Here is a 12788-nt window from a genome sequence, read left to right as displayed (position 1 = left end):
TAAATTTCAACCTTACTTTAAATGTTCGGTAAAAAATGACGTGAGTTTATCAAAGGGAATTAACTCAACTCTGTCATATAAATCAACGTGTCCTGCTTTCGGAATGATATACAATTCTTTGGGTTCGGCTGCACGTTTGTAGGCATCCTCACTAAACTCTCTTGAGTGAGCCTTATCACCCGTGATGAAAAGCATAGGACGAGGGGAAATCGTTTCTATATCATTAAACGGATAAAAATTCATAAACTTAACGTTACTGCTTAGCGTCGGGTGCGTTGTGAGTTCCGGTGATCCTCCTTTAGGCGTGTATTCACCTCTCGGTGTACGGTAGAAATCATAAAACTCACGCTGGATAGGATGTGTGTTTTCATCTAACCTATGTACAGTCCCACTCGTGTATTTGGTTTCACCATCGGTAAACTCTACATAACGTTGCTTTGCAGCCTCCTCCTGGATTTTCTTTCTCTGCTCAAGGGTCAGCGAATGGTTAAGTGCATTTCGGTTGGCTGCTCCCATATCGTACATGCTGACAGTTGCAATAGCTTTCATTCGCGGATCAATCTTAGCGGCACTGATAACAAAGCTTCCGCTACCACAAATTCCAATTATTCCGATTCGGTTTCTGTCAACAAATGGACGGGTGCCAAGAAAGTCAACTGCTGCACTGAAATCTTCAGAATAAATATCAGGCGCAACAGCGTTGCGTGGTTCGCCCTCACTCTCACCCCAGAAAGACAAGTCAAGAGATAAAGTCACAAACCCTCGTTCAGCCATATTTGCAGCATACACATTGGCACTTTGTTCTTTTACAGCTCCCATAGGATGCCCAACAATGATCGCCGAATGTTTTTTAATTTTTGCGAATTCATAAACCTAATTCCTTCGCGCACTTTGCGTCTTCGCGGTTCAATAATTCATCCCTGTTTTATGCAACGCCTGTTTTCTGAATGTAAGCAATAGCGGCAATGCTGCTAAAAGTTTTAAAAAGCTCTGCTGGTAAAAACGCTTTTCCCAAATCTTTATACCGTTTGTCCGCCGTCAGCTACTAGCGTGTGACCTGTCACAAAGGATGAAGCATCCGAGCATAGCCAGATGACAGCATTGGCAATCTCTTCCGGTGTTCCCGCTCTGCCAATAGGTTCCTGAGAAATAGCTCCTTTGCGCCCTTCTTCCGTTCCGCCCGTGAATCGATCCATCATCGGCGTATCAATGATGCCCGGAGCCACGACATTAATCCTGATATTGTATGTTGCATAATCCAGAGCTGCCGAGCGGGTTAGACCAATGACTCCATGCTTCACTGCTGTATAAGCTGCCTGTCCTTTAAATCCTTTGACTCCTGCGCCGGAAGATGTGTTGACAATGGCACCACCGCCGCTTTTGAGGATCAGGGGAATTTGATACTTCATGCCAAGAAAAACACCTTTCAGGTTAATATTCATCTGGCGATCAAATTCTTCCTCGGTAATATCAGCCAATGGCGTTCCCGGATGATCAACACCGGCATTATTAAAGGCGTAATCCAGCCGTCCATACACCTCGATAGTTTGATCAAGTGCCGCTTTGACATCTTCTGCCCGTCGCACATCGCACTTGATGGCAAGAGCTTCTCCGCCTTCCTGTTTGATACGATTTATTCCCTCTTCAAGGTGTTTATCAGACGAACCGACAATCACCACACTGACACCTTCTTTTGCAAATGCTACTGCGGTGGCAACGCCAATACCTGTTCCGCCACCGGTGATAAAGGCAACCTTGCCTTTAAATGATTTATTTTCTTTCGTTTCCATAATCTTTAAATTCTCCGGTTTAATGACTGTTTTTCTTTCGGTTTATTTTTACCAACCTGCCATCAGCAGCGTTTCTACCGTTTGCTATATGAGTTCAATTATGCGGCCGTGAAAACGGATAGCGTGAGGACGTTCATCGAAAAAAACCGGACAATTCTCCAAAAATCTGCTGCATCACGTCCTGAAGAGAAACAAAGCGTTTAAGATCAATTTATGAACCAAAAAGAAGCAGAATTTGAAAAGCGAAAGATGCAGATCAATCGGGAAGAGATGATCGAAAGAATGATTCGTCTCGCTTCCGAAGACAGCCTTTTGGAACTGTTTCCGGGCATTTTCATATATCAATCGTTGAAACCGACCGAGAGCCAGGTATCCGTATTAAAGCCCGCCTTCTGTGTCATCGCCCAGGGCAGCAAGGATGTGCTTTTGAACGATGAATTATTTCACTATGATTCCGGTCATTACTTGATCTCGACGCTTGATCTGCCGATTATGAGTAATGTCGTCGAAGCGTCTGAGGAAAAACCTTATTTGAATCTTCGGATAGACCTCGATCCGGCACTTGTTGCTGCGGTGATGATTGAATGCGGCATCAAAACAAAAAAAAGCGATGCCGGAGTCAAGGCGATGGATGTCAGCCCGGTTGATGCTGATTTACTCGATGCGGTCGTCAAGTTGGTGAAACTATTTGACACGCCGGACGAAATGAAGTTTCTCGCGCCGCTCATCATCCGCGAGATCATCTATCGGCTTTTAAAGGGAAAACAGCGCGCGCGGCTCAGCCAGCTTATCACTACGGAAGGCGACGTGCAGCGCATCTCCACGGTTGTCAGGGAAATCCGCGAGAACATTGATCAGCCGCTGAAAATCGAAGATACAGCCCGCGAACTCGGCATGAGCGTGTCAGGCTTTTACTCTCATTTCAAGTCTGTTACGGCAATGAGTCCCTTGCAGTTCCAGAAACAAATACGGCTTCAGGAAGCACGCCGTCTGATGCTCGGTGAAAACATGGACGTGGCGATCGCCAGCTTTCGCGTCGGTTACGATGACCCGTCTTATTTCAGCCGGGAATATAAAAAACTATTTGGTATTCCCCCGCATCGTGACATCGCCAAGCTGCGCTGCAATTTAGGGCAATACGTACTACAGTGATACTTCAGGATACTTTGAATTGATCGGAATTTCAAGAGCCAAGCAAGTACTTAATAATAGCTCGGTCAAGAATTTGCAGCACGTTAGGGACTTCCAAGGAATAAATTACTCAACAAAAAGGGAGGGATGAGCAGCCTCATGGCTGCTCATCCCTCCCCCTAAATTATGATAATGATTATTATTGGACTTGGTGATTTTATTATTTGGAAGTCCCTTACCCGATAACGAACAGAGAGCGATGTTTTGGCAGGCGATTCATCGTCAGCCAGTCTCGATTGCAGAGATTCGTGAAAATGTTGTTGATCAAGTCTATCAGCAGAGCGTACCTAATCTAATTAACTCGCTGATCCGGCGATCGCTGCTTGAAAAAACAGATGGGTTATTTTTCTTGCAACCAGTTGTAATGGAATATGTCACGGAACGATTCATACTATGATTATTTAATTACGCGAGACTTGCTTGCAATTAGCGGCTGACTTGCTCAAACAAACCCATTCTTAGACCTACGGCGAGATGGCTATGTCCAGGTTGATTTCCCTGCTGACGCGCTATTGCAGCCCATCCGCTAGAAGCGATCGCTCGCTTCCACGAAACAGGCTTAATTGGTACTCACCCTCAACTAGCCAATAAATCGATAGTGTGGGCTGTTTAGGATTGCCGATAAATCGCCTGTCTGCCAGTGCACCGTAATCTACAATCCAATATTCCGGGATAATGAATTGCAACTATTGATTCAGCATAATCTGACTTTCCACATCCCGTGAAAAGTCAAGATTATACCTGGGTTGATTCCTATTTGCAGTTGTGAGTTCAATTTTGATTGAGAATACAGCCAAAAACCTTTAATCCACTGCTGCTTTAGCTTTGGCTTTGGCTTTTACCGTTACCTTTCGCTTCATCATCAGGCCGACTATACCTACTGCTATTGAGCCACCAGTAGTCATAGGTTCGGGGATAGGCGAGAATCCAGATACCTGAAACACGCCTAACGCTTGAGAACTACCCAGAAAGGAGTTGAAGTCCCTAGCTGCGTCTGGGTTTTGAGTTTGTCTGAGTACAGCAGAGCCATAAACAATCGGAGAGTAAAGGTTGATAGGCGGAGTGTATGCAATTTTGACTTTATCAAGTGCTGTTAGAGCGTCTGTAGTGTAAACAATGCCTGCATCTACAGTGTTGCTTGACACTAATGATAGTACATCACGCACATCTGTGCCCAAGACAAGATTGAGTTGCCCCGATATCCCGGAATTGGCAAATAATTGCTGGGCGAATACTCCTGCTGGAACAGACACAGGATTACCAATAGCCACTTTAAGCGGTAATAGGTCTTGAACGCTTGATATAGATATGGTTGAATTTATCGGCGTGATTATAGCCAAGGTGTTGTTTAGTATGTCTTGCCTGGTTCCTTCTATTAGTTGGTTGGCGCGTTGCAGATTATCTAACGGTGCTTGGGATACTGAGAAGAAGATATCTACTGGCTTTGGATTTGTTCCCATTATGATTTGATTAGCGAGACCAGTAGAACCCCCAAAAGTATTCATAAAGGTGACGTTGGGGTTGCTTTGCCGATAAAGTTCCTCAACCTGGGGTAGGGTATCCGTCAAGCTGGCAGCAGCATAGATGTTAATCGGGCCACTAAGTGTGGCAGCTTCTGCTGGTTTAGCTTGGATTACACCAAAACCCAAAGCAATGCTAGCGGTTGCAAGTGCTAATTTGTACCCTGTCTTCATAAAATATTTCCGGTAGGTTAATGTGCGAGTTACTACAATTTTTGAAATTCCAAATCTTGTACCCAACATTGAAAGTTTGCTTTTAAATCCTGCCATAAAAGACGCTGACAAGAAGTCTTAGCTGGGAAACAATCTTTGGTACTTCAGTATTTACAAGGTACTTGCACGTCCAAAAAATGACCACCGTTTTGAAAGCTTCTTTATATAAAAAATACAGTAACCTATGTACTTATACTGCTAGATAAAAGCTTGAAATACCATGAAAGTAGGTAAATGCATCTGTACTGTAGGGAAATTTTTGTATAAAGTTAGGACTTACACACTGTACAAATTAATCTTGGTATGCATTTACCATGCATAGGTCGTTTCAGGCTTTTATTAATCATTCTTTGATAGTAAACTGCACTTTTGGGGCACAGCAATGCTCATTGGTGTCAACTTAAGCTACAACCTTCGTAAAATCTCGTTTCCAGTCTCTGGCTGGAAATGCGTACCCTGGCGGCAGAACCTCCGAACTGGCATTCCCAGTCTGAGACTCTTAACGAGGTAACGAGGCAATCTCTGAAAGCTGTTTCTAGTCAAGTTTTTACTTTAAGTTGACACCTATGAGCATTGCTGTGCCCCTACGACAGATGTGGTTTTTCAAATCAGCACTCTGTTAATCAAGCAAACCATTCACATTCAGTTAAAAATCGAAGGTTGTGCGAATCACACCCACATACTGGGTATCATTTCTGCTGTCGTTTTCCGGGTTGAGAATCACCCAAAAACCAGGAGTCACTGAGATATTATCGTTCAGTCGGTAGCGATAGAATGCTTCGATATGATAAGCATTGTCTCGGTCTTGACGGACATCACTGTTAGAAACACGCGGTGGTATACCAAAGAGAATTCCCGGCAAGTTACCCCTACCCCCCACATCGGGAAACGACATCCCAATCGCCCCAAACCAGACATTGGCATTGTCACCATTGTTTACAAACAGAGAATCTGTTCCACCCCTACCATTGGAAATATCACTCAAACCAGAGTTCTTGGCATTTGCCCAAATATATCCACCCCAACCGTGGATTTGGAAATTCGGGGAGAAGCGATAGAATCCCTGTGCGCCGACAATGTTGTTGGAAGTAGCAATGTTGTTGCCAAAGGGAGCATTTGACAGGGCGCTACCTGTCCCAGCGGCGATATCTACTACTCCACCAGGGCTATAGCCATGAGAGTAGGCAACACCGATCGCTCCTTGCTTACCATAATAGGCTAAGTGCGCTAGGGCGTTGTAGCCGCCATCAAATAACCCGCTGCTAGCCGATGGGACATTGGGACTGCTTGCTAAATAGCCCAAGGTGAGAACGAAGTCTTTGCTAATGTTCCAGTTAGCGGCTGCACCGCCGCCACCTCGCCGGAATAAGGGACTGTATGACCCAAATAGTGAGGGAACCCCATTGCCGTCGTCAGCGATTGTGGCGGGAGTGACGGTGGTTGAAATGTCGGTGTAACCAATGCCTGTGGGCCCAACAACGAAGTTAAGAGAATCACTGACTTGGAAGTAGTAACGGATGTGGGGAACAAAAAGTGTATCGTTGCTGTCGCTGTCGAAGTTCAGGCGTGTCATTCCAGTGCCTGTGGCTGCGGCAATTTGGCTTGCACCATTGGAATTTGCAAAGTTGCCAAACTCCAACCGGACTCGCAATAAATCTTTGCCGGTGAAACTGCTCTCAAAGTTGAGACGACCCCGGTTTGCAAAGTAGATACGGGATTCATCGCGATCGCCACCCACCCTATTACCAAAAGTATCACTAACGGCGGTAATAATTTGAGCATTCAGCTTAGTAGTGGTGGAAAATTGCTGTTTCTCCAGCGTTGCTGTATGTGCCTCCAGCGTATCCACCCGCCCACGCAGAGTTGTCAATTCTGCCGCAAACTCTGTTTGCAATTTTTGCAGGACTACCAAATCTTCTTTCTTGACTAAATCATTAGTACCCGCAGCAATTAATTCATTCACCCGATCTAAACAGGCATTTAAACCAGCTGCAAACTCATAACGGCTCAAAGCACGGTTGCCACGATAGGTTGCGTCAGGATAACCTGCAATACAGCCATAACGTTCGACCAGTGATTGCAGTGCCTGGAATGCCCAATCACTCGGTTTAATATCAGAAAACTGGGAAACAGAATTGACTTGTCCCTCCAAATTCCGATTAGCATCTGCTGCATTAGAATTATCTTCTGGAGGTGCTGCCCAAACGGCTGGAACTGCAAAAAATAGAATAAAAAAGCTATGAACAAGAATTTTGATCATTGACTTATTACTTGAAAATGGTTGAATTATGACTTTGTAACTCAAGAGATTACACTCGAACGAAAGCTTCCAGGTTATAAGCTAACCAGGATGAAAGTTACATATTTTGAGTTTAAGTTTTAGGTTACTTAAAGCAACGCTATGACTTTTTGCTCATTGCTGCTTTTAATAGCCGCTTCTATAATCTGCATTACATTAATTCCGTCTTCGGCAGTAACAGTAATTGGCTGATTATTAACGATTGATTTGTACACTGCATCGTAATAATCTAAATAACTGCCCTGTGAACTTATTACTTTTTCCCGAATTACTTTTGTGTCTTTTTCTGTATGAAGCAAGCCATATTCACTTTCCGGCTCTGTATACCAATCAAGTGTATTAGGCTTCATCCCCGCTACTAAATACTCTTCTTGTTTATCGGCTCTGCTTTTAAGAAAAGAACCCTTAGTGCCATGTATGATATAGGCAGGTGCAGGCTCACGCACAAGGAAACTTGCTTTTAATTTTACGCGCAGTTTGCCGTAGTATAGTATCAATTCAAAATAATCATCTACCTGCGATCGCTGCCTGGTGATGCGGATATCTGCAAAAATAGCATCAGGCATCCCAAATAAATGCAAAGCTTGGTCTATTAAGTGCGGCCCCAAGTTGTTTAATGTTCCTGCCCCCGAACCTGGAACTTCCACGTGTTGTTTATGGCTGAGGGTTGGTTTATATTTTTGAATTTGAAATTCTGCTTCAATAATATCACCCAGCAAGCCTGACTCTACAATTTTTTTAACTGTTTTAAAATCACTATCCCATCTGCGATTTTGATATACAGATAATTTTTTCCCCTGTTTTTGTGCCAATTCTTTCAGTTTTTCGGCTTCTGCTACCGTTGTAGTGAACGCTTTTTCTACCACTACATGTTTATCTGCAAGCAAAGCCTGTTTAGTATAATCGTAATGGGTATAAGTGGGTGTATTTACTACTACCAATTTTACTTGTTCATCTGCTAGCAATGCTTCTAAAGAAGGATAGCTTTTTACTCCCGGATAATTTTTCTGTATCAGCTTTTTGCTTCTTTCCCAGGAGCCTACTAATTGAAATCCGGGATGCAAATCAATGAACGGCGCATGAAATACCCTACCGGACAAACCATAAGAACAAAGAGCCGTATTGATAGTTTCCATCTTTTTGCTGATTGACTGAAGCGAAAGTTTGTATTTAGGGGACTTCCAATAAAAAAATATCCCAAAACTGACGCAAAAATCCTCTCTATTTTTCCTCTCTCTGCGTCTGGAGTGATTCGTTTATTTGGATAATTTATTTCTTGTAAATTCCTAGTTGTTGTCAAATATTCCACATCAAAGTTGTATAATCAGGGCGAGCATCTTGCCTACCCCACAAGAGTTAGAGCAATCCTATGTGGTTTGTGAAAATTTCCGGTATCCAGATCCCTGACAACTTTTACGAAGTCGGGGATCTAACTTTTCACGAATGATTTAGGTCAGAATTATGAATTACGCCACAGAGGTATTAGATGGATACCAATTACATATCTTCTAACTCAATTCCTTTGGTTTCCTTGATAAAAAAGATAATGAAAAAGAATGAGGTAGCCGCTGCAATTGTATAGAGTCCATAGGCAGAACCTAAACCGAAATATTGCAGTATGGGAGGAAATGTTGTGGAAATAACGAAATTCGCAACCCATTGGATTGCAGCAGCAATTGAAAGTGCAGCAGTTCGAATTTTATTATTAAACATTTCTCCCAACAGTACCCAAACTACTGGGCCCCAGGAGAAACCGAAGCAAAATACATAGAGGTTGGCTGCGATCAGAGCCACAGTCCCTGCACTTCCGGTGAGAGTGGGGTTTCCAGCAGCATCCAGGGGAGCGTTGCCAAAAATAGAAGCCATCGTCCCCAAGGTCAATGTCATGCCAATCGACCCTAGTATGAGCAAGGGCTTGCGACCAAATCTATCCACGAAGGCGATCGCAATTAGTGTTGTAATAATATTTACGGCTCCTGTAATCACCGTGATGCTTAGGGAACTTTGTTCTGAAAACCCAACAGCCCGCCACAAAACGCTGCTGTAGTAAAAGATTACATTAATACCAACAAATTGCTGGAATACAGATAAGCCGATTCCTATCCAAACAATGGGGAGGAGTCCGCCACTTCTGCTTAAAAGGTCGGAAAATTTAGGCTGGCGTTCTTGAAGCACTGTCTGCCGAATTTCTTCAATTTTTGGCAGCACATCACCCCCCAAAATCTTGGTCAGAACGTTAGCAGCTTCTGGCTCCCGTCCTTTGGCAACTAAGTAACGGGGGGATTCAGGAATTGTTAAAGCCACCATCCCGTAGAATACTGCTGGCGGGACTGCTGTCCAAAACATCCAGCGCCAAGCTGCAACCCCAAACAAAAACGGCGAGTCTGCTGAACCTGCTGACACAGCGATAAAGTAGTCGCTCAATAAGGCGATGAAAATTCCCACTACAATCGCTAATTGTTGCAGAGATCCTAATCTTCCCCGCAAATGAGTGGGAGAACATTCCGCAATGTAGGCTGGCGCGATAACGCTAGCAACGCCGATTCCAATCCCACCCAATACTCGCCAAAAGATAAAATCCCAGATAGTGAAGGCAAACCCAGAGCCAATGGCACTGATAGTAAATAACGCCGAAGCGACCACCATTGCTTTGACTCGACCATAACGGTCTGCAATCTGTCCGGCAAAGAAGGCTCCTATCGCAGATCCCAGCAACGCTAGGGACACTGCTAGCCCAGTCAGCCAACTACTGGTGTTAAAAGCTTTTGATAGAGATAAAACCGCGCCGTTGATTACAGCAGTATCAAAACCGAACAGAAAGCCGCCGAGGGCAGCAGCACCAGCAATCAAAACGACATATAACGTGTTGGATTTACGACGAGCAGTAGTGGAGGTCATATTTATAAGTAGCTGTTATTAACTGCATACATTAATCGAGAGCAGGGGAGGCAGGGGAGTAAGAATTTTAGATTTTAGACTTCGGCTACGCTCAGTCGAACGATTTTGGATTAAAAAATTGAAATTTAATCTAAAATCATCAATCCAAAATCCAAAATTGAATTGCCCAATGCCCAAAGAAATTAATTCTTTACCGTCTGGAACGTCTGCGTAAGCGATCAATCATCACTGCCAAAATAATTACTAGTCCTTTGACGACTAGTTGCCAGAAGTAAGACAGGTTCAACAGAGTTAAACCATTGTTGAGAATAGCAATGATTAATGCACCTAAAAGAGTACCGCCAATGGTACCAATACCGCCTGTAAAACTGGTTCCACCAAGAATAACAGCAGCGATCGCATCTAATTCATAACCCTGACCTAATATCCCACTAGCACTATAAAGACGGCTGGCACTCATGATTCCTGCCAAACCTGCCAGTAATCCACTAATACCATAGACAAATAGCAATACACGATTAACTTTTATTCCAGTTAATCGGGCAGCCCGCTCGTTACCACCGACAGCATATATCTGCACTCCTAAAACAGTTTGTCGCAGTACAAACCAGCTAACTATCACAGCTAGTAACGCAATGATCACTAGCCAAGGAAAGGGGCCGACATAGGTATTACCTACCCAAGCAAAATTTATGTCACGGTTAATTAGCGTTGTCCCCTTGGCAATTAAAAAGGCCACACCCCGCAAGGCTGTAAGTGAACCCAACGTGACAATAAAAGGTGGCACATCCAAAAAGGTAATGAGAGCGCCGTTGACTAAGCCTAAAAGCAATCCTGCTAGCAACGCAGCAGGCACAGCCGCCCAACTTAAAGCCGGTAGTAGTGATACCAGCAGGGCAACTACGGCAGAAACAGCCAATATTGACCCAACAGAAAGGTCAATACCTCCAGTGAGAATTACAAAGGTCATTCCTGTCGCCAGCACAATATTGATTGATGCCTGACGCAGGATATTAACGATGTTACCGCCTGTGAGGAAGTTGGGAGAAAGGAATGCAAATAAGATGCAGATAATTACTAGGATTGGCAGAATACCCGCAACTTCCAGTAGAGTGCTAATTGATTTCCGGTTGCGGGATGTGGGATTGTTGGCTAATTTATTGGCAGGCGGTCTGACTGTCTGACTCATGATTCTAATACCTCCGATGCTCCAGTTGCATAGTGCATAATTTTTTCTTGGGTAATTTCTTTACCAAGACTGCCGTCCAGTTCGCCTACCAGCTGGCCTTCTCGCATCACTAAGACGCGATCGCTCATGCCGACAATCTCTGATAGTTCGCTGGAAACCATTAAAATAGCAACACCTTGTGCTGCCAATTCGCTCATAATTCGGTAAATTTCGCTTTTGGCACCGATATCTACGCCGCGTGTCGGCTCATCTAACATCAAGACTCTCGGTTTAATGGCTAACCAACGCGCTAGCAGTAGCTTCTGCTGATTACCGCCAGAAAGATCCAGTGCTCTAATTTCCAAATTGGCTAGGCGGATGTTAAAGTTCTCTACCGCTTCTGTTGACAGCCGATTGACTGAACCCCAGTTAACAATTCCACCCTTTGCATCTTGCTTGAGTGTGTTAATGGCAATATTCTTGCGGGAACTCATCTCCAGAAATAAACCTTGGTCTTTGCGGTCTTCTGGGACGTAACCAATTCCCGCAGCAATGGCATCACTGGGTGTATTAATTTCCAGTTTTTTGCCATTCAAGAATACTTCACCACTGGCTTTACGGTCTGCACCAAAAATCAGCCGGGATAGTTCTGTGCGTCCGGCACCAACCAGCCCTGCTAAACCGACAATTTCTCCAGCATGAACTTTAAAACTAGCTGGCTCAATCTTTTTGCGGGCGTCGCTCATATTTCTGACTTCCAGCACGACTGGCCCCGGATTCATTTGCCGTTGATGTTCGTAAAAGTCTTGCATGGAGCGACCGACCATCATCTGCACCAATCGCTGTGGAGAAATTTCACTGCGTGTCAGACTGCCAATATATTGACCATCGCGCAGTACGCTAATCCGGTCAGCTAGGGCATAAATTTCTTCCATGCGATGGCTGATGTAGATAATGGCAATGCCATCACGCCGCAGTTTGCGAATTACCTCAAACAAATGGTCACTCTCGCGGTCAGACAGGGCTGCTGTTGGCTCATCCATTACCAAAACGCGGCTTTTGTCTTTTAATGCTCTGGCAATTTCTACTTGCTGCTGTTCTGCGATCGACAAAGTACCAACTACAGTCTGCGCTGTAAAATTGGCTCCAAGGCTTTCCAGCACTTGCTCTGCTTCCAGGTGCATCCCTTTGCGGTCTAAAAACTGACCTCGCCGCAACTCGCTACCCATAAACATATTTTCGGTAACGGTTAAATTAGGTGCAACATTCAGTTCTTGATAAATAAGATTAATACCCGCCTTGCGTGCTGTCCCCGGATCAGTAATTTTCAGGGGTTGACCATTGATGCGAATTTCTCCTTCATCGGCAATGTAAGCCCCAGCCAGGATTTTCATCAATGTGCTTTTGCCTGCTCCATTTTCACCCATAAGAGCGTGAACTTCTCCTGGATAAATCGTGAGATTAACATTTTGAAGCGCAGATACACCATGAAATCGCTTGGTAATCCCTTGCATTTCTAATACAGGGGTGGTGGTTGGTGCATCAGGAAATGAGGTTTCAGTACTTGTTGTCATCAGCAGTTCCTCTAAAAACAATTTAAAAGTTGCAATTGTGAGTTAGAAATCAATAAACTCAAAAATGATTTGAAATTAAAATCATCACAAAATCATGTTTTAAAACCGACCACTATCTTGGAAACTTGTAAACGT

Annotated in this window: 10 protein-coding genes and 1 pseudogene; 2 read left to right on the top strand and 9 right to left on the bottom strand. The window is 44.2% G+C overall.

Features of this window, described 5'->3' with window-relative positions; genetic code table 11:
* Window positions 1-12 precede the first annotated feature (12 nt).
* Window positions 13-837 (bottom strand): alpha/beta hydrolase, encoded by an 825-nt coding sequence (locus V7K49_RS07575; protein WP_335205128.1) that lies wholly within the window; start codon window positions 835-837, stop codon window positions 13-15.
* A 182-nt stretch (window positions 838-1019) separates the two neighbouring features.
* Complete coding sequence (locus V7K49_RS07570; RefSeq protein ID WP_335205072.1) at window positions 1020-1790, bottom strand: SDR family oxidoreductase; 771 nt, start codon at window positions 1788-1790, stop codon at window positions 1020-1022.
* A gap of 213 nt (window positions 1791-2003) precedes the next feature.
* On the opposite strand from V7K49_RS07570, the gene V7K49_RS07565 reads away from it, so the two are divergent.
* Entirely contained in the window at window positions 2004-2942 is a 939-nt protein-coding gene (locus V7K49_RS07565; protein ID WP_334864680.1) for an AraC family transcriptional regulator, read from the top strand.
* A gap of 190 nt (window positions 2943-3132) precedes the next feature.
* Window positions 3133-3378: a hypothetical protein gene (locus V7K49_RS07560; RefSeq protein WP_334864682.1), complete on the top strand. Its 246-nt coding sequence runs from the start codon at window positions 3133-3135 to the stop codon at window positions 3376-3378.
* A gap of 112 nt (window positions 3379-3490) precedes the next feature.
* On the opposite strand, the pseudogene V7K49_RS07555 reads toward V7K49_RS07560, so the two are convergent.
* The 7 genes and pseudogenes from V7K49_RS07555 to V7K49_RS07525 form a co-directional block, all read right to left on the bottom strand.
* Window positions 3491-3655, bottom strand: a pseudogene (locus tag V7K49_RS07555) (Uma2 family endonuclease); the annotation flags it as partial.
* A 129-nt stretch (window positions 3656-3784) separates the two neighbouring features.
* A complete protein-coding gene (gene modA / locus V7K49_RS07550) occupies window positions 3785-4675 on the bottom strand; it encodes a molybdate ABC transporter substrate-binding protein (protein ID WP_334864684.1) in 891 nt (296 codons plus the stop codon).
* Between the two features lie 685 nt (window positions 4676-5360).
* Window positions 5361-6974, bottom strand: coding sequence for an iron uptake porin (locus V7K49_RS07545; protein WP_335205071.1), 1614 nt, complete (start codon window positions 6972-6974; stop codon window positions 5361-5363).
* A gap of 128 nt (window positions 6975-7102) precedes the next feature.
* On the bottom strand, window positions 7103-8149 hold the full coding sequence (locus V7K49_RS07540) for a Gfo/Idh/MocA family oxidoreductase (RefSeq protein ID WP_335205070.1): 1047 nt from the start codon (window positions 8147-8149) through the stop codon (window positions 7103-7105).
* A 361-nt stretch (window positions 8150-8510) separates the two neighbouring features.
* Window positions 8511-9911: a sugar porter family MFS transporter gene (locus tag V7K49_RS07535; protein WP_335205069.1), complete on the bottom strand. Its 1401-nt coding sequence runs from the start codon at window positions 9909-9911 to the stop codon at window positions 8511-8513.
* A gap of 190 nt (window positions 9912-10101) precedes the next feature.
* A complete protein-coding gene (locus V7K49_RS07530) occupies window positions 10102-11100 on the bottom strand; it encodes an ABC transporter permease subunit (RefSeq protein ID WP_334864692.1) in 999 nt (332 codons plus the stop codon).
* Window positions 11097-12653 carry a sugar ABC transporter ATP-binding protein gene (locus V7K49_RS07525; RefSeq protein WP_335205068.1) on the bottom strand — a complete coding sequence of 519 codons (1557 nt, stop codon included), beginning with the start codon at window positions 12651-12653 and terminating at the stop codon, window positions 11097-11099. Before V7K49_RS07525 ends, V7K49_RS07530 begins: the two co-directional genes overlap by 4 nt.
* Window positions 12654-12788 lie beyond the last annotated feature (135 nt).

It is taken from the genome of Nostoc sp. (genome assembly GCF_036919675.1).
Classification (GTDB): domain Bacteria; phylum Cyanobacteriota; class Cyanobacteriia; order Cyanobacteriales; family Nostocaceae; genus Nostoc.
The sequence above is the reverse complement of the archived record's forward strand: the minus strand, read 5'-3'. Positions and strand labels throughout refer to the sequence as shown.